The organism is Nocardia puris (genome assembly GCF_036051655.1).
GTDB classification, from domain to species: Bacteria; Actinomycetota; Actinomycetes; order Mycobacteriales; family Mycobacteriaceae; genus Nocardia; species Nocardia puris.
The window spans coordinates 1,661,417-1,678,570 of the sequence record NZ_CP107943.1 but is presented as its reverse complement, the minus strand read 5'-3'; the positions used below and the strand labels follow the sequence as shown (position 1 = coordinate 1,678,570).

General features: G+C 70.6%; 20 protein-coding genes. 8 read left to right on the top strand and 12 right to left on the bottom strand.

Annotated features, from left to right (window positions below):
* Window positions 1-49: 49 nt before the first annotated feature.
* The gene (locus OHB21_RS07385) at window positions 50-670 is read right to left on the bottom strand and encodes a superoxide dismutase (RefSeq protein ID WP_067509919.1); all 621 of its coding nucleotides are present in this window, start codon (window positions 668-670) and stop codon (window positions 50-52) included.
* Window positions 671-888: 218 nt separating this feature from the next.
* On the bottom strand, window positions 889-1,500 hold the full coding sequence (locus OHB21_RS07380; RefSeq protein WP_067509917.1) for a hypothetical protein: 612 nt from the start codon (window positions 1,498-1,500) through the stop codon (window positions 889-891).
* A 515-nt stretch (window positions 1,501-2,015) separates the two neighbouring features.
* On the opposite strand from OHB21_RS07380, the gene OHB21_RS07375 reads away from it, so the two are divergent.
* From OHB21_RS07375 to OHB21_RS07360, 4 genes are all read left to right on the top strand, one after another.
* Window positions 2,016-2,381 carry a rhodanese-like domain-containing protein gene (locus OHB21_RS07375; protein ID WP_195124932.1) on the top strand — a complete coding sequence of 122 codons (366 nt, stop codon included), beginning with the start codon at window positions 2,016-2,018 and terminating at the stop codon, window positions 2,379-2,381.
* 19 nt (window positions 2,382-2,400) lie between these two features.
* Window positions 2,401-3,465 carry a DUF4328 domain-containing protein gene (locus tag OHB21_RS07370; RefSeq protein ID WP_084537747.1) on the top strand — a complete coding sequence of 355 codons (1,065 nt, stop codon included), beginning with the start codon at window positions 2,401-2,403 and terminating at the stop codon, window positions 3,463-3,465.
* Window positions 3,462-4,229, top strand: coding sequence for a glycerophosphodiester phosphodiesterase (locus tag OHB21_RS07365; RefSeq protein ID WP_067509915.1), 768 nt, complete (start codon window positions 3,462-3,464; stop codon window positions 4,227-4,229). The genes OHB21_RS07370 and OHB21_RS07365 overlap by 4 nt, the downstream gene beginning before the upstream one ends.
* A 71-nt stretch (window positions 4,230-4,300) precedes the next feature.
* Window positions 4,301-5,221, top strand: a complete 921-nt coding sequence (locus OHB21_RS07360; RefSeq protein ID WP_195124931.1) for a DUF5926 family protein — start codon at window positions 4,301-4,303, stop codon at window positions 5,219-5,221.
* Between the two features lie 283 nt (window positions 5,222-5,504).
* On the opposite strand, the gene OHB21_RS07355 is transcribed toward OHB21_RS07360, so the two are convergent.
* From OHB21_RS07355 to OHB21_RS07345, 3 genes are all read right to left on the bottom strand, one after another.
* The gene (locus OHB21_RS07355) at window positions 5,505-6,053 is read right to left on the bottom strand and encodes a ferritin (protein WP_067509910.1); all 549 of its coding nucleotides are present in this window, start codon (window positions 6,051-6,053) and stop codon (window positions 5,505-5,507) included.
* Between the two features lie 71 nt (window positions 6,054-6,124).
* The gene (locus tag OHB21_RS07350) at window positions 6,125-6,673 is read right to left on the bottom strand and encodes a ferritin (RefSeq protein WP_195124930.1); all 549 of its coding nucleotides are present in this window, start codon (window positions 6,671-6,673) and stop codon (window positions 6,125-6,127) included.
* A 9-nt stretch (window positions 6,674-6,682) separates the two neighbouring features.
* Window positions 6,683-7,780, bottom strand: a complete 1,098-nt coding sequence (locus tag OHB21_RS07345) for an LCP family protein (protein ID WP_228789736.1) — start codon at window positions 7,778-7,780, stop codon at window positions 6,683-6,685.
* A 204-nt stretch (window positions 7,781-7,984) separates the two neighbouring features.
* Here OHB21_RS07345 and OHB21_RS07340 point away from each other — a divergent pair, with 204 nt between their 5' ends.
* On the top strand, window positions 7,985-8,155 hold the full coding sequence (locus OHB21_RS07340; protein WP_157115839.1) for a hypothetical protein: 171 nt from the start codon (window positions 7,985-7,987) through the stop codon (window positions 8,153-8,155).
* 343 nt (window positions 8,156-8,498) lie between these two features.
* Here OHB21_RS07340 and OHB21_RS07335 read toward each other — a convergent pair whose 3' ends face one another.
* Window positions 8,499-9,284, bottom strand: a complete 786-nt coding sequence (locus OHB21_RS07335; RefSeq protein ID WP_195124928.1) for a CPBP family intramembrane glutamic endopeptidase — start codon at window positions 9,282-9,284, stop codon at window positions 8,499-8,501.
* 306 nt (window positions 9,285-9,590) lie between these two features.
* Entirely contained in the window at window positions 9,591-10,352 is a 762-nt protein-coding gene (locus OHB21_RS07330) for a DUF2470 domain-containing protein (RefSeq protein WP_067509855.1), read from the bottom strand.
* A 120-nt stretch (window positions 10,353-10,472) separates the two neighbouring features.
* Between OHB21_RS07330 and OHB21_RS07325 the strand changes: the two genes are divergently transcribed.
* The 3 genes from OHB21_RS07325 (at window position 10,473) to OHB21_RS07315 (ending at window position 13,116) form a co-directional block, all read left to right on the top strand.
* Window positions 10,473-10,883, top strand: coding sequence for a hypothetical protein (locus tag OHB21_RS07325; protein WP_067509854.1), 411 nt, complete (start codon window positions 10,473-10,475; stop codon window positions 10,881-10,883).
* Window positions 10,884-11,530: 647 nt separating this feature from the next.
* The gene (gene pheA, locus OHB21_RS07320; RefSeq protein ID WP_195124927.1) at window positions 11,531-12,445 is read left to right on the top strand and encodes a prephenate dehydratase; all 915 of its coding nucleotides are present in this window, start codon (window positions 11,531-11,533) and stop codon (window positions 12,443-12,445) included.
* On the top strand, window positions 12,442-13,116 hold the full coding sequence (locus OHB21_RS07315; protein ID WP_067509849.1) for a histidine phosphatase family protein: 675 nt from the start codon (window positions 12,442-12,444) through the stop codon (window positions 13,114-13,116). The genes pheA and OHB21_RS07315 overlap by 4 nt, the downstream gene beginning before the upstream one ends.
* 9 nt (window positions 13,117-13,125) lie before the next feature.
* On the opposite strand, the gene OHB21_RS07310 is transcribed toward OHB21_RS07315, so the two are convergent.
* From OHB21_RS07310 to OHB21_RS07290, 5 genes are all read right to left on the bottom strand, one after another.
* The gene (locus OHB21_RS07310) at window positions 13,126-13,959 is read right to left on the bottom strand and encodes an ESX secretion-associated protein EspG (RefSeq protein WP_232331768.1); all 834 of its coding nucleotides are present in this window, start codon (window positions 13,957-13,959) and stop codon (window positions 13,126-13,128) included.
* A complete protein-coding gene (locus OHB21_RS07305; protein WP_067509847.1) occupies window positions 13,956-15,104 on the bottom strand; it encodes a PPE domain-containing protein in 1,149 nt (382 codons plus the stop codon). Before OHB21_RS07305 ends, OHB21_RS07310 begins: the two co-directional genes overlap by 4 nt.
* A gap of 36 nt (window positions 15,105-15,140) precedes the next feature.
* Entirely contained in the window at window positions 15,141-15,461 is a 321-nt protein-coding gene (locus OHB21_RS07300) for a PE family protein (RefSeq protein WP_067509845.1), read from the bottom strand.
* Window positions 15,462-15,654: 193 nt separating this feature from the next.
* Window positions 15,655-16,005: a metallopeptidase family protein gene (locus tag OHB21_RS07295; protein ID WP_067509844.1), complete on the bottom strand. Its 351-nt coding sequence runs from the start codon at window positions 16,003-16,005 to the stop codon at window positions 15,655-15,657.
* 14 nt (window positions 16,006-16,019) lie between these two features.
* Window positions 16,020-17,141, bottom strand: a complete 1,122-nt coding sequence (locus OHB21_RS07290) for a septum formation family protein (protein ID WP_195124926.1) — start codon at window positions 17,139-17,141, stop codon at window positions 16,020-16,022.
* Between the last annotated feature and the right edge of the window lie 13 nt (window positions 17,142-17,154).

Sequence of the window (17,154 nt, the reverse complement as noted above, 5' to 3'; positions counted from 1 at the left end):
AGGAACGACCGAGGCACCCGCGACCGGCGAAAAAACGCGGAGAGGCGGGCTAGAAGATCAGACCCTTGCCCTGGTCTACGGCGCGAGCGAAGCGGTTCTGCACGTCTTCCCAGTTGACGACGTTCCAGAAGGCGGTGACGTAGTCGGCCTTCACGTTCTTGTACTGGAGGTAGAAGGCGTGCTCCCACATGTCGACCTGCAGCAGCGGGATGATGCCGAGCGGCACGTTGGCCTGCTGGTCGTACAGCTGGAAGGTGAGCAGCTTCTGGCCGAGGGTGTCGTAGCCCAGCACGGCCCAGCCGGAGCCCTGCAGGCCGTTGGCGGCGGCGGTGAACTGCGCGCGGAACTTGTCGAACGAACCGAACTGGTCGTCGATGGCGGCGGCCAGGTCGCCGACCGGCTTGTCACCGCCGTTGGGGGAGAGGTTCTTCCACCAGATGGAGTGGTTCACGTGACCACCGAGGTGGAACGCCAGGTTCTTCTCGTACAGGAAGATGGCGCCGTGGTCGCCGGCCTCACGGGCCGCCTCGAGCTTCTCGAGGGCCGTGTTGGCGCCCGCGACGTAGGCCGCGTGGTGCTTGGAATGATGCAGCTCGTTGATCTGCCCGGAGATGTGGGGCTCCAGAGCGCTGTAGTCGTAGTCCAGATCTGGCAGCGTGTACTCAGCCACGATGTCCCTTCCTATGTCGGGCTGTGCGCGCCCGGAAAATATGGGCACTTCCAACCATCATTCGTACACCCGTTCCGTACCAACCGGGCCGCGTGCCCCCACATTCCATCGCACGGAAGAACTTCACGCAGTGGTTCGTACCCGTGTGAGCGGAACGAAACGGTGCGCACACGAAACCGCCGCGCATCCAGGGGGTGCGCGGCGGTGGGGAACTCGTCCTACAGCGGGGGGATGATGCCCGGCCGGAGGGTGCGGGGGTCGCCCGCGTCGTGGGCCTTCCACCAGCGGACGCCGCCCGCGATGAAGTCGGCGGGCGCGATCTCCTTGCCCTTGGCGTCGTGCACGACGATATTGTCGAACCAGACCCGCACGTCGAGCTCGCGCGGATCGATGCCCTCCTCCTGGGAGAACTCCAGCACGTGCGCCGGGATGCGGTCCTCGATCTTGGTGTCGAAACTGAGCAGTTCGCGCCAGAGTTGCCAGCCGCTGTCGTCGAGGTCGATGAACTCCCAGCCGTGCAGCCTGCCGCCGCCGAAGCTGCGGACGGCCTCGTCCAGACCCTCCAGCTGCAGCGGCAGCACCTCGGCCTCGATGTCGTCCCAGCGCTGGATGCGCAGCGAAGCGGCGACCCGGCTCACGCCGGTGAAGGTGATGCGCACCTGATGCTCGCGCGGGTCGGCCCCGTCGGCGGGCAGTGTCAGCACCGTGAGGTCCAGGCGCAGCGTCGCCGCGTCCTTGTCGACCTCGAGCCCGAGGCAGGTGGCCTCGGAGATCGCGGTGTTGAGTCCGTTGGTGTCCAGTCCGTCGAGTAGCCCCCTGCTCACGTTCATGTGACCCAGGCTACCTACCGTCGCAGCTGGAACCCGGTATTTCAGTTTTTCGCTAGTGTTCTCGTTTTTATGGAACCGATCGGGTGTGGACGGCGTCCAAGTAGATGTCGGGACCCGCACGGCTGCGGTTCCGAGGCGCCGAAGCACCGGCCGGCTCCGGGATGACAAGGAGGGGAGTCCCGGATCCGGTCCTCGCGGGCGCGCGCCTCGACGAGCGGCACCGGCCGCGCCGGGTGGGTCCCGATCCCGTTCATCCCGGATTCGCCAAGAGTTTGCTTATAGCCCCGCCCTGTGGGTGACGGGCGACACGATAGCCACCGCCTGTGGATCAAGTTGTGGATTGTGTGGATAACTCTGACGAAGATATACACAGGCGGCCGCACAACGGGCTGTGGATACAGCGGATCGCCGTGAAAACAAACCGTAGGTATGTAATTCCCCCTGGCGAACGACCGGCATCCGTAACGGTGCCACCGCTACTCCCCGCGACGCGGTGACCATGGCAGGATCGACGTGTGACGAGTTCCGAGATTCCGTCGGTGCCGGTGTCGGCCGTCCCCGGCGAATTCGACGACACCGCGCGGCCCGACCCGGCCAGGGCGATCCTGCTCGACGTGCGCGAGCCCGACGAATGGGAACTCGGGCACGCGCCGGGAGCTGTCCACATCCCGATGGCCGACGTGCCCGCCCGCGCCGAGGAACTCGACTACGACGCCGAGCTCTACGTCATCTGCCGGCAGGGCGGCCGTTCCATCGAGGTGGTGCGGTATCTGAACCACGTCGGCTTCGAGGCCGTGAACGTGAGTGGCGGCATGGTGGCCTGGCAGCAGGCGGGCAGGCCCCTGGTCGCCGACGGCGACCACCCGGCGAAGATCTACTGACCGATTGCGAGGCCAGGCCATGAGTACGGTGGTGCAACCCTGTGCGCGGTGCGGCGCGCGCTGGACCGTCCAGGGCAGCCCCATGCACTGGTGCCCGCGCTGCCGCGGCGTGCTGCTCTCGCCCGCCCCCATCGACGCCCCCGCCGAACGCCGCAACTACCGCTGGGTCGCCCGCCGCCCCGACCATCGCACGCGCAAACCGGCCCCGGCCGGGACCCCGCGCACGCCCACGCCGCGCTACGCGCTCATACCGAGCTGGGGCCTGCGCGATTTGCCGCCCGAACCCGCCGTCGAGGTGGAGCACGCGCCCTCGCGCACCGCGCGCTGGGCGCTCGCCCCGCTGCTGCTCGTCACCGCGGGCCTGTTCGTGCTCGCCGCCGTCGCCGAACTGCTGCGCTACGCGATCCTGCTGGTCAACCGCACCCGTTTGATCGACCCGCTCACCCTGCTGCTCTCCGACGGTTTCGTGCTGATCAGCTCGATCGGCGCGCTGGTCTTCGCGCTGGGCAGCGCCGTGGCGCTGCTGTTGTGGCTCATCGAGACGCGTCGCGCCGCGTTCGAGGCCGCCGGGCACAGCGATCCGCGCAGCCCCACCACGCTGGCGCTCGGCTCCCTGATCCCGGTCGTGAACCTGGTGTGGCCGGGCATCTACCTGGCCGAACTGGCCCAGCGGCGCGACGATCCGCGCGCGGGCCGGGCCGGGCGGATCTGGTGGTGCGCCTGGATCGTCGGCGGCCTGCTGGCCGGGGCGGCGCTGCTGTGGCGCACGGCCGACTCGCTGCAGGTCCAGGCCGACGGCGTGCTGTTCGCCGCGTTCACCGACGGCTACGCCGCGGGCCTGGTGATACTGACGCTGTGGACGGTCCGGCTCTTCGAGGGCCGCGACCTGTTCGGCCGCTCGCGCCGGTCGCGGCGCTGGGTGATGGCCGTCGATCCGGCGGTGCCCGTCATCGAGCCGGTGCACCCCGGCGGCGCGCCGGACACGCCCACCCGGGATGCGGCCGAGGCCGAGATCGCCGAGGATCTGGATACCGACGCCGCCGCGGACGGCGACCGCAGGCACGAGGAGGTTGTGGCCAAGTGAGCCAGGGCAGTCGCGCACCGTTCGTCGTCGCGCACCGGGGCGCCTCGGCGGCACGTCCCGAGCACACGCTCGCCGCCTACGAACTCGCGCTGCAGGAAGGCGCCGACGGCGTCGAGTGCGACGTCCGGCTGACCAGGGACGGGCACCTGGTGTGCGTGCACGATCGCACCGTCGACCGCACCTCCTCGGGCACCGGCCTGGTCAGCGAGATGACGCTCGACGAACTGCGCGAACTCGACTTCGGCGCCGACGGTGAACCGGCCGACGTGCTCACCCTGCACGAGCTCATCGAGCTGGTGCTGGACTGGCGCAGCAGGCCGACGAAGCTGTTCATCGAGACCAAGCACCCGGTGCGCTACGGCGCGCTGGTGGAGAGCAAGCTGCTCGCCGAACTCCAGCGCTTCGGCATCGCGACGCCCGCCTCGGCCGATCACTCGCGCGCCGTGGTGATGTCGTTCGCCGCCACGGCCGTCTGGCGCATCCGCCGCGCCGCGCCGCTGTTGCCGACCGTGCTGCTCGGCGAGTCGTCGCGCTACCTGGGCGGCGGCGCCGCGACCACCGTGGGCGCGACGGCCGTGGGCCCGTCGGTGAAGACGTTGCGCGACCACCCCGACCTGGTGGACAAGGCGGCCGCCGCCGGTCGCGCCACCTACTGCTGGACCGTCGACGACCCCGACGACGTGCGCCTGTGCGCCGAACTGGGCGTGAGCTGGGTGGCGACCAACCATCCCGGCCGCACGAAAGCTCTGCTCGCGGCCGCCTGACCGGTCCTTTCCCGCGGCCCCGCCGTGCCGCGCTGGGGTGTGACGCCGCCAACCCTGTAGGTTGTGCGCTCGTGGGTAAGAGCAAGCGCAACAGTCCGAAGCCCGGAGGGAACCGGGCGCAGCGTCTCGCCGAGCGCAAGGCGGCGCTGGAGCAGGCGGCGAGCGTCGTCACCCGTCCCTTCGCGGGGCTGGCCGCCGAATGCGATCTGGTGGCACTGCGGGAGTTCGTCCCGTCGGCGACCGCGACCCTGAAGCTGACGCCCGGCGTGGGCGCCGAGCGGTCGGTCGTGCTGGGCACCGTGCTACCCGGCGCGGTGGCCGCGCTGGTGCGCGCCGGCGACGATCCGGTCGGCTACGTGGCCACCCAGGTGCAGTTCCAGGGCGCTGACCCGGCCTCCGATCTGGCCGCCGCCATTCTGTGGACGCAGTCGGCCGAGCCGGGCGATTCGCTGAACTCGGTGGAGGCCGTCGCGGGCGGTCCGCGCCTGGCCGACGTCATCGACCCGGGCGCCGATCTGGAACTGATCGTGCACCAGGACTTCGACTGGTGGGTGCCCGAGGGCGTCACCCCCGACCCGCAGGTCGCGGCGACCATCGAGCAGGCCAAGCAGGCGATCATGCCCTCGGCGCGGCTGGATCTGGGCGCGGACGCGATCGGCGCGGCCTGGTGGGTGGACGCGGGCGAGAAGGCGCATGTGCGCTGGCTGCGCCCCGAGGACGAGGACGCGCTCATGCTGGCGCTGGCCCGGCTGCACGCCGCGGGCGGGCTGCACCTGGGCGAGGGTTCGCGCTTCGCGGGATCGTTCCGCACGCACGGCCTGCTGGTACCGGTGTTCGACCTGGATCGCGAGCGGCACCCGAGCGAATGGGTGGAGCCCGCGACGGCGTTCGGGGCCCGGCTGGCCGAGGCACTGGCCTCCGAGGAGCCCCTGACCTCGGACGAGCGGCGGTCCAGGGACGGGCTGCGGTCGCGTCAGGTCACCCTGCGCTGAGCGCCGCAATTTCCCGGAGAAATTTTCTGAAAAACCCTTCTTTCTGACTCGCCCTCGGTTACGTTCGTCACATCACCGCTCGCGGTGACGGCGAGGAACCTCTCGCCGAGAGATGAGGAAAGTAGGGAACACCATGGAAGCCATTCTGGAGCTGCTCGTCGGTCTGCTCAGCAGCCTGAGCGCCGAGTGACACACGAGCTCGGTCGGTGAACGGGCCCGGTTCGTCGCGACGAACCGGGCCCGTTTCCACGCCGAGTATTACCGTGTCAGCACGCATTTCGCGTCAGAGCGAACCGCCCGCGGTCGCGGGGGCGCCCGAGGCATCGGACGGGGAGTTCATTTCCCGCGCGATGAAATTCTCCAGATCGAACAGGTTCGAGCCGGCGCGGTCGGCGATATTGAGCAGGGTGGTCATATTCGCGACCTCCTCCACCTGCTCCTTCAGGAACCATTGCATGAACTGCTCGCCGAGATAATCGCCCTCTTCGCGGGCGGTGCTGGCGAGCCGGATGATCTGATCGGTGACGGTCTTCTCCTGCGACAGCGCCAGCGCGATCGGCTCGCGCACATTGTCGAAGTGCGACTTCGCACCGTCGACGCCGGTCAGCTCGACGCTGAGATCCCGGTCCAGGAAATACTGGACGATCATCAGGGCGTGGTTGCGTTCCTCGACGGCCTGGGCGTAGAAGCGCTTGGCCAGCTGGGGCAGATCCGCGTTGTCGAACCAGACCGCGATCGCGATGTACTGGTGCTCGGCATTGAATTCGTGCCGGATCTGATCGTGGAGCAGGCTGTGGAATTTGCTACGGGGGGACTCGGATTGGCTGGACATGCCGCCACATTATCGCTGGTCAGAGCGCGTGTCATCCAAGTACACCCTTATTGAGGCTAGTATTGCCTAATTCAAATGTTTGCTGTCCCGGCAATTTTCGGCGCCGTGACATCCGGCTTCGAGCCGTTCCGTAACTCGCGCGCCACGAACTGTTCCACATCGAACAGATTGTCGTCACCGCGATCCAGCACGGTGAGCAACGTCGTCATCCCGGAGACGTTGTCCACCTGTGCCTTGAGGAACCACTGCACGAATCGTTCGCCGAGGTAGTCCCCGCCGTCGCGCGCGGCCTTGGCCAGCGCGGTCACCCGCGCGGTGTAGCCGCGCTCGGCCTCCAACAGGAAAGCGGCCGCGGCGCGCGGTGATTCGAAATCGTCGCGCACCGCGTCGAGGCCGCCGACCCGCACCGGGAGATCCCGGTCGAGCAGGTATTGCACCATGCGCAGCGCGTGCGCGCGATGCTCCTCGGCACGGCCGTAGCCGTGGCCGGCCAGCTGCGGTAGTCGCAGACTGTCGAAGTAGACGGCGGTGGCGAGATACTGCTGCGCCAGCGTGAAGGCGTGCCGGATCTGTTCGCGCAGCAGCGCCGGAAAGGGCTGGGCGACTTCGGTGTCGGGCATACTTCGACGCTACCTGGTGAGCAGCGCCTCCGGCACCGGTCGATCCTCGGCGAGTGCCGCGAAGAACTCACCGGCGCGGGTCCTGTCCCACAACACCACATTTCCGCTGCCCGACACGTCCTCGAATCCGGCGATCGGCACCGTCGTCGCGACCGTGTCGCCGCGCATGGCCCAGCCGAGTCGCGCGATGTCCCACAGGTGGTCGCCCTCGTCGACCTTCAGCGAGTCGGTCATGCCGGTCGCCAGCGGCCACAGCCGGAACGGGTTGGCCAGCGTCGCGCCGCTGGTCGCCTTCTCCAGCAAGGCCGCCATGAACAGGCGCTGATTGTTCATGCGGTCGATATCGGCGAGCGCGGTGGCGCGGCTGCGCACGAAACCCAGCGCCTCGGCGCCGTTCAGCTCCTGGCAGCCCGCGGGCAGGTTGATGCCGGCCAGCGGGTCGTCGATCGGGTTCGGCACGCACACGTCGATGCCGCCGAGCGCGTCCACGAGGTCGGCGAACCCGGCGAAGCCGATTTGGGCGTAGTGGTCGATCCGCAGGCCGGTGGCGATCTCCACCGTCTGCACCAGCAGTTGCGGGCCGCCGAAGGCGAAGGCGGCGTTGAGCTTGTCGCGGCCGTATCCGGGGATGCTCACGTACGAGTCGCGCGGCAGGCTGACCATCGTGGTGGCGCCCGATTTCGGGATGTGCACCAGCATGATCGTGTCGGTGCGCTCCGGGCCGGTGTCGCCGCCGGTGGCCAGCTCGCGTTCCTGATCGGGGGACAGGTCGCCGCGGCCGTCGGAGCCGACGAGCAGCCAGTTGGTGCCCGGCGTGTCGCCCACCCGGTCGGCGTAGTTCGCCAGCGCGTCGATCCTGGTGAGTTTGCCGTCGAGGTGGAAGACCGCCGCGACGATGCCGATCACCAGGAGCAGCAGGATCGCCAGGAACCAGCGGAACGGATGCCGCTTGCGCCGCCGCTTGACCTTCGCGGGTGGAGCGGCGGGCGGGGGAGCGGCGCGTCTGGGCTGTCGCGTGGGTGGCGGCGGGGGCGGGGCGTCGCGGAACGGTTCGGGCCGCTGCGTGGGCTGGTATTCGGGCTCGGCTCGGGAGGTCTCCTTCGCCATCTGCGAATAGGCGAGGGGCTGCGGTTCGCTGCCGTCGCGCCGGAGGACGGCGGTCGGCTCGATGTGGCGCGGATGGGCGGAGACCGTCGGGTCGTTCGCGCCGGGGAAGCCGGGGTCGGCGGCCGGAGGCGTCCGGCGCGGGTCGCGCGGCGGTGGACCGAGGCGCTTGCTCTGCGGCGGTTGTGCCGGTCCGGCGGGGTGTGGATGGCCGGGCTGGCGATCTGCGGGCCGATGTATGGGGTCGGCGGGGCGACGGTCGCGCGGAAGATACGCCGGACCGGCGGGACGACCCTCGCGATGCCGAGAACGGTCACGCTGGAGGTGCGCCGGATCGACAGGACGGCCGTTGTACTCGGGCCGACGATCCTGCTGTGATCGGCCTGGATCGCGGTCGTGCGCGGAAATGGCCGGATCGGCGGGACGGCGCACCTGCGGGTCGCCCCTCCGGGGGCTCTGTTCGCGCCCGTCGAGCGGCGCGTCCGGGAAATCTTCGTGCCGGGGGCGCTCGTTCGGAGGCGGGCCACTGCGAGCGTCCGGCGCGGGGCGGCGCGGCACGCCGGGCCCCCCTTGCGGCGGCGGGACCCGGCGCGGCCGCGGGTCGCGGGGGTCGTCGCCGTTCATCTCACTGACTTTACTGATCGGGCGGTGCTGGATCGCTTTCCTGGGAATCACCGCGTCGGGTGTTTCCGTTACCGCCGCGCGGCAAGCCCCGTCGACGTCACGGCAGCCAGGAGACGCGCCCCTGCAGCGCGGTGTAGCCGAGGTAGGCGACGGCGTCGATGAGGGCGTGCGCGAGGATCAGCGGCCACAGGCGGTTGGTGCGCTGCCAGTAGCGGCCGAAGACCAGGCCCATGACGATATTGCCCAGCCCGCCGCCGATCCCCTGGTACAGGTGGTAGCTGCCGCGCAGCAGCGCCGAGGCCAGCAGCGAGGAATTCTCCGACCACCCGAGCCTGCGCAGCCGCGTGATCAGGTACGCCACCACGACCACCTCCTCGGCCACCGAGTTCGCGCAGGCCGACAGGATCAGCGCGGGCAGCCGCCACCAGTGCTCGTCGAGCGCACTCGGCACGATCGTCACGCTGACGCCCGCGGCGTGCGCGATCAGGTACAGCGCCAGGCCGGGCAGCCCGATGATCGCCGCCAGCACCACGCCGGGCAGCACATCCCCGCGCACCCGCAACCGTCCGAGTCCGATGGCGCGCGGCCCGAATCCGCTGCGCCACAACAGGTACAGCCCCAGCGCACCCCACGCCATCAGCTGAAGCACACCCACCAGCTGGAACAGGAAGTCCAGCAGCGAGTGCTCCGACCGCGAGGCGTTGAGCGCGACGGTGCGCCCCCCGACGCCCTCTGGCGAGAGCGCCGCGCTGATCAGGGAGAGCGCGGCCCGCAGCCCGCTGAGCCCGAACGTCACCGCCAGGACGATGGCGATCTCGATCCGGATCTCCCGCCGTTCCCGCTCCGAGGGCCCGTCGGTACCGGCCTTCACCTCACCGCGCATGCCGTCGAATCTAATCAGCGCGCGAGGGAGGAGGTTGGGCGGCGGCCCGTCGAAGCGCGGCGGCGTCCGGTGTGCAGCCGGATCGGCTCCGGTTGGACACGAGCTCGTGGTGGCGCGGGGCGCCCGACCACCCGCACGGTCGTGAGTCGGGTCGTCGCACTCGGTTCGACGGCCGAGCGCGGATCGACGTGCAGGTCGTGGCAAGATCTCCCGAGCCCGATCGCCGGTGCGGTACCAACCACCCGGCCGGTGCGCGTCGCACGGGTGGACTCGCGACGCTACCGGGGGGACACCGCCCGGCCGACCTCAGATGCGGCGCAGCCCGTTCAGGAAGGGGCAGCCCGCCAGGGTGCGCACGGCGCGGCTCAGGGATTCGACGTCGTCGGCCGGGGCGGAGAAGGGCAGGCGGAAGTCGTGGTCGCCGTCGTGGCCTTCGACGCGAAGAGTGACGCCGTAGCGGTCGATGGCCAGCGGGTGCACCGAACCGGTTTGCAGCCGCGGCGGCAGGTGGCGCGCGAGCTGGGCGATGACGTCGGCGTGGTCGGTGTCCATGTGCTGCAGCCAGGCCGATTCCAGCTCGCAGAACGGATCCGGGCGGGCCGTGCGCAGCTCTTCGACGCACACCGATTCCGCGCCGGTGGAGTCGGCCACCACGGCGGTGTTGATCACCAGCCGCAGCAGCGTGGAGGTGTGGCCGACGTCGAGCAGCGCTGGGTCGGGGTTGTCCTTGGCCACCTCGCCCGCGAGCACGCGCTGGGCCTGGGCGGGCACCGCGCGCACGGTGCCGCGCAACCACACCAGCGCCCGCACCGGCTCGCGCAGCGGCAGCGGGGCGTGGTCGGTGAGCTCGAGCACGGCGGCCGCGCCGCCGGGGCCGAAGTTGTGCGTCATCACCGCGGCCAGCGAGCCGGTGGGCACGGCCACCACCACGTCGCCGCAGCCGCGGACGTGGTGCAGGGAGGTGGGCGTCGGATCGATACCGGGCAGCGCCAGGACCGCCTGGTCCGACTGCGCGCACGCGCTGCGGACCCGCTCGGCGGTGGTGGGCGCGACGGTCGATTTCGGCATGCGGACCTCCGGGTGGCGGCGGTGACGTTGATTAGGTAACCCTAAGCTAAGTGAGGTTGCCCTGATCTGCAAGCGTTACGCCCGCGCCGGTTCCACATCCCGGGACGCTACGGTGGTCGCATGGCAGCTCCGACCCCGGGCGAACCCGTGCTGATCTCCCTGAGCACTCCGGCTCGGCGCAGTCTGCTGGACGGCCTGATCCGGGCTCCGGGGGAGAGTCCGGCGGGCATCCCGGTCCTGGACGCCGACGCCCCCGACGCCGAGATCGCCGACTTCCTCGCGGGCATCGCGCACACCGACACCGGCTACATCGCCCGCACTTCCCACGGCGACCGCGCCCTCGCCGTTCTGGCCGCCACGGCCGCCGCCCTCTGCGGCGACGACATCCGCACCGCCCTCACCACCCCCGACCTCCCCTTCCTCACCGGCCTAAAACCCCCGGCCGTCGAAGCCGTCCGCGGCATCCTGCGCGCGATCGAAACCGACGCCCCCGACACCGTCCGCGCCCACCTGGCCGTCCTCGAACCCTGAACCGCAGCCTCTGCCGCGCCCCTGAACCGCAGCCTTCGCCGCGCCAAGGCCGTGTGCGCGCACGGCTCATCTGTTCGGCTGCGACCCCGCAACTGCTGCGGTGCACGACTCGTCCTCTCGGTGGCGTGCCCGGCTGCGCGCGAGCCGTGGCCGCGTGCGTGCACGGCTGATCTGATCGGCGGCGGCTCCCGCAGCTGCGGCCGGGCTGTGGCCGCACGCATGCCTCGCCCGCTCGGCGGCGACGACCCGGCTCAGCTCTGGCTCTGGCTGGCCACGGCCGGTCGGTTCGGCCGCGAGCACGCGACTGTGCCCGAGTTCATGGCTGGGCGCGTGTGCGGCTGGTCGACTCGACAGCGGGCCGCGCGGCTGCGCCCCTGCCATGGTCGCGTGGTTGTGCGGCCCGTCCGTTCGGCGGTGGTGTGCGTGACCGCGGCCGTCCGGTGGCCGCACGGGTCCATGGCTCGTCTGATCGGTCAGGACCAGCGCGACTGTGGCGGGGCTATGCCCGCCCGGGAGGATCATCGGCGTCACCACAGCCTGGGTTCCGAGGGCGGATTCGGGGATCAGGGGGCGTCGGGCGGGTGAACAGCCGCGTGGGTCGCGGCGATGTGGGTTCGCCGCTCGGTGGCGCTTGTAATGTCGTAGGAGTGCCGCGCATCGCGTATTTCGGGCCGTCCGGGACCTTCACCGAGATGGCCCTCGCCGACCTGGAGAACTCGGGGACCTTCGACGGGCCCGTCGAGCGGGTGCCCGCGCCCAGTCAGGGGGCCGCGCTGGATCTGATCAGGTCCGGCGAGGTCGAGGGTGCCGTGGTGCCGATCGAGAGTTCCGTGGAGGGCTCCATTTCGGCCACCCTGGATTCGCTCGCGCTCGGCCCGCGATTGCAGATCGTCGCGGAAACCGAGCTGGAGGTCACCTTCACCATCGTGGCGCGGCCCGGCACCACCCTGGCCGACGTGCGGTCGCTGGCGGCCTACCCGGTGGCCGCGGCGCAGGTCCGGATGTGGGTGGCGCGCAACCTGCCCGAGGCCCGCCCCTATACGTCCGCGTCGAACGCCGCCGCCGCCGAGGACGTGGCCGCCGGGCACGCCGACGCCGCCGTCTCCACCGCGCTGGCGGGCGAGCGCCTCGGCCTCACCGCGCTGGCCGCCGGCGTGGCCGACCACGATCAGGCCGTCACCCGGTTCGTGCTCGTCACCCGGCCGCGCGTGGCGCCCGCCGCCACCGGCTCCGACCACACCTCCATCGTGCTGGAACTGCCGAACGAGCCCGGTTCGCTGATGCGCGCGTTCGCCGAGTTCGCCACCCGCGGCATCGACCTCACCCGGATCGAATCCCGGCCCACCCGAACGGGTCTGGGCACCTACCGGTTCTACCTGGACTGCGTGGGCCACATCGATGACGCCGCCGTGGCCGAGGCGCTCAAGGCACTGCACCGCACGGCGCGCATCCGTTTCCTCGGCTCCTGGCCCGCCACGTCGGCCACCGGCACGCCGCCGCCGTCCGACGAGGAGGCGGCGCAGTGGCTCACCCAGTTGCGCAAGGGGGTGGCGGACCTGTGACCACCACGCCGGGCAAGCTGATCCTGGTGCGGCACGGCGAGACCGAGGGCAACGTCGCCAGGATCCTCGACACCAAGGTCCCCGGGCTGCCGCTCACCGAACGCGGTGCGGCGCAGGCGAAGACGTTCGGGTCCCGGTTGGTCGTGCCGCCGCGCATCCTGCTCACCTCGCAGGCGTTGCGGGCCCGCCAGACCGCGAGCTACATCGAGGAGGCCACCGGCGTCTCCGCCGATGTGCTGGACGGGGTGCACGAGGTGCAGGCCGGCGCGCTCGAGGGGCTCAACGACGTGGAGTCGCACCGCACCTTCCAGCGTATCTATCGCTCCTGGCACGCCGGCGAACTCGGCGTGCGGGTGCCGGGCGGGGAGTCGGGTGACGAAGTGCTCGAACGCTTCCTGCCCGTCATCGACACGCTGCGCACGTCGTTCCTGACGCCCGACGCGGGCGGGGGCGACGTGCTGCTCGTGAATCACGGCGCCGCAATGCGTTTGGTGGCGCGCACACTCACCGGCGTGGCGCCACCGTTCACCACCGACAACCTGCTCGACAACACCGAGACCATCGAGCTGATCCCGCGCCGGGACGGCGGCTGGGAACTGGCCCGCTGGGGCCGGTTCGTGCCGCCGTTCGGCTTCGAGACCTCGCCCATCGGTACCGACCCGATGGGCTGAGCCGCGCCGTCAGGACGGCTCGGTGATGATCGTCGGGAACTCTTCCCGCTCGGGGAGCGAGTTGATCAGATCCTGGATGGCGGTGCGCAGCCGCGCCTGGGTGCCGGAACTGATCGAGGACCACTTGATCCCGTCGTCGGCGACGCTGGAGGTGAGGATGATCCGGCCGCCCCGGGTGTTGAACAGCGCGATGTGGTTCTCCGCGATATCGCGGGTGCCGTCACCGTGCACGATCGCCGAGATCTGCGCGTGCGACTGGATGTCGACCAGTGCCGAGGCCAGCTTCTGCGCATCCCGGTTCGGGGTGCACACCTGCGCGAGCCGGTTGGCCGTGGCCGCGGCGTCGCCCGCATCGCCGAAAATCGGTGCGAGCAGCTCGGTCTGGGCGTTCATGCTCTCCAACTCGAGCGCCTCGGCCGGGCCGAGGGCCGCGACGATCGGGCCCGGCAGATCCTCGTCCACCTCGTCGATGACGTAGGACTCCGCGCCGCGAAGGGCGACGACCACCAGATCATCACCCTTCGCCAGACACAGCCTGCTCACCTGTCCGTCGACGACCAGCCGCAACGCCAACTCCCAGTGCGGGCGATAGAGCGTGCGCAGCCTGTCTTCGACGTCCCGGTGCACCACGCCGTCGACCAGGAGGTCCCGGTCGGCGAGCGATCGGGCGGCCACGTCCATCGATGCGTTGTGGTCGGTCTCGTTGTCGTACCGGCCCATCGCTTGCAGCACGATGGGCAGCTCGTCGAACTGCAGTTTCTCCAGGAGGTACTGCATCTCGTCGAGCGAGAGCACGACGCCGCCGAGCATCGACGGGTCGCGACCCGCGCCGAGGACGGTCACTTAGCCGTCCCGGCGGGTTCGGCGCCGATCACGCCGTCGGCCGTGTAGCGGCCGTCGGAGAAGTGGTCGCCGTGCAGGTAGTCGGCGGCCTTGTGCTCGGACTCGTCGTCCTCGCCGCTGCGCGCGCTGCCCAGCAGCGGGCTGGCCGGACCCGTGGCGGCCGGCCGGACGGGCGCGCCGTCGACCTTGACCACGTCGGCGACCGGAGTGGCCGCGGCCGCGCCGAGCGGCAGGCCGGTGCCCCAGCCGTCGGGCAGCTTCAGCGAGGTGTTGTTGAAGTTCACCGAGGTCGGCGTGAAGTTGGCCGCGCGGGTGCTCGAGCCACCGCCGCCTGCGGGCACGCCCGCACCCATCATGGTCATCGGCGCGGCCGGGGCGGCGGGCGCCGCGGCGCTGGTGGCGGCCGCGATCACGCTGCCACCGAGGTTGCCGACCGTGCTCACACCGCCGGTGGCGATGCTGCCCGCCACGTTGGCGGCCTGGGTGACCGCACCCGCGACACCCGGGTTATTGGCCAGCGACGCGACGGTGGAGATCGCGGTCTGCACCAGGTCGCCGCCCTGGGGGGTGTTCTCCACGGCCGACGGGTCGGCGGCGCCCGCGCCCTGGGCGATCGACGGCGGCGCGGCGAACTCGCCGGGCGTGGTGACGGTCGCGGTGGTGGCGGCCTCGTAGGTCTCCATGACCAGCGCGGCGCGGATGTCCATGGCGTGCTTGGCGGCCTCGGCGGCGGGGAACGCGCCCGACACCGCGCCCGCCGGGTTCGCGGCCGCGACGACGGCGGCGTTGGTGGCCACGATCTCGGGCAGGCTGGGCATGGCCAGCGACGCGACGGTGTAGGCGGTCGCGTTGGCGGCGGCCTTGGTGCCCATCGTCGCGGCCATCACGCCCTGCTGCTCCGCCCAGCTGGTGAACGGGATCAGCTTCGACAGCGCCGCGATGCCGTTGACACCCTGCATGCCGATGCCGAGCTCGGCGATCACGCGGGTGACGGTGAAGGTGGCGTCCACCCAGGCCCCGGTGAGCGCGCCCCACGCGGTGGCGGCGGCCGAGATCGGAATGGCGTGCGCGCCCGTGTTCAGCGCGACGGAATTGAACTCGGCCATGCGGGGCAGCCAGAACACCCCGGTGATTCCTGCGGTCATGCTTGTTTCTCCCCTGCGTTCTCGGTGGCTCGCGCGTCAGACGATGGTGTTCGTGACGGCGTTCATCACGGCCGACTTGGCGATGTCCTCGGCGACATTCGTGGCGAGCTGGAAACGCAGCACGTTGGCGGCGTGGTGCAGCTCGAGGATGCCCTGCGCGACCGCGTGGTCGTGGGTGCCCGCGGCCCGGTTGAAGTGCTGGGCGGCGAGCAGCGAGACCTCGTCGGCGCCGGAGGGCAGCACGTGCGTCGCGGGGCCGGTCACGGCGGCCGCGGCGGCCAGCCGGTCGGCCAGCAGGTCCAGTTCGGCGGCGGCGGCGAGGACGAGCTCGGGTGTGATGGATACGTGGCCAACCATGACTCGACTCCTTCTAGTGGCGGCTATGGGGCGGAACCACGAGAATTCCCCCTACGAGTGTTAGGACGCGACGGCTCCGCGTTCGGTTCCATCGAATCCCCTACTTCTTACAGCGATCTTGCCAGCTGCTGATGCTCCCCTGCGCACCGTGTCGGTCGTGATGACGCGGCTCGCACCCGCAACCCTGCTAAGACTAGCCCCATCCCAGCTCATGGAGCCGGTCTTCGTCAATGCCGAAATAGTGTGCAATCTCATGGATCACGGTGATCGCGACCTCTTCGACCACCTCTTCCTCGGTGCCGCAGATCTCCAGGATGGCCTCGCGGTAGATGGTGATGGTGTCGGGCAGCGACCCGCCGTAGTGGCTGTCGCGTTCGGTCAATGCGATGCCGCGGTACAGGCCGAGCAGGTGCGGATCCTCGGGATCGCGCGGTTCGATCAGCACCACGACGTTGTCGATGGCGCCGGTCAGCTCGGGTGGGATGAGGTCGAGCGCATCGGAGACCAGTTCCTCGAACCGGTCCTCGGACATGGAGACCGCCATGGGTTGTCGCGGACCTACCTCGGCTGCGGTTGCGGGGGCAGCGGCGCGGCGCCCGGCAGCGGGGTCGGGGTGGAGCGGCCGGAGTTCGGCGGCGGCACGGGCGCCTGGCCGTCGATGAGGATGTCGCCCTTGGCCGTTCCGATGATCGGCGCGAAACCCTCGCGGTCGGTGCCCTTGCCGATCATGCAGTCCAGCTTCCGGCTGCCCGCCAGCCAGCTGCGCGCGTCCAGGTAGTCGAAGAACAGCGTGAGCGTCTTGTCCCGGATGGCGGTCGGCGAGCCGAGGTAGTCGGTGGCGGCCTTCGCGCACTGCTCCTCGACGTAGCGGTCCTGCTCCTCCTTGGCGGGCGGCCCGCCGGGGAAGCGGGCGGCCAGGTCGACGGTGGAGACGATCTCGACCGCGTGCTCCTGCCCGCAGTCCACCGGATCGGTGGGCAGGTTCTGGTTGATGCCCAGGCAGGTGCCCGCCGCGAACACCTTCGACTGGTCCTGCTCGGTGGCGCTGCCCTCGATGGGCAGCGGGGTGCCGGTGCTGGCCGAGAACTGCAGGCCGCAGCGCAGGGTGCGGTCGCCGTTCTTCCAGCCCTCGGGGCTCGGGTACATCAGGCCGACCACGTAGCGGCCGCGCGGGTCGAACTTGCCGCCCATGTACCGCTGCACGGCGGGCGTGCAGTGCTCCTCCTTGAGCTCGGTGAGCCGCAGCGAGTCGGGGAAGCGGGAGCCGGGGCCGAACTCGACGCCCGGGTACCTGCTCATATCGATCTCGGCGGCGACCTCGAACATGTGCCTGGTCTCGCAGGCCACCTTCACCAGATCGCTGCGGTCGGGTTTGGTCCAGCTCAGGCAGTCGCCCGCGGCGGCGGTGCCGAACTCCTTGTCGAGCACGGTGTGCGCGGGCTGGGCCGGGCTGTGCGCCTCGAGGCCGCTCTCGTTCTCGAATCCGGTGACGAACAGCGTGACCAGCGCGGTCACCACGGCGCCCGCGGCGACGGCGAGCAGACCCCAGCGCAGCTTCGACGCCGACAGGTGCAGATCCGGCAGCGCCGGGCGGCGGCGCGCGGCCTTGCCCCGGCGCCCGGCACCGCGGCGGGGTTTCCCCGGCGCACCGGAGGGCTTGGTCACATCATCGGGGGACATCGCGCTCCATCAT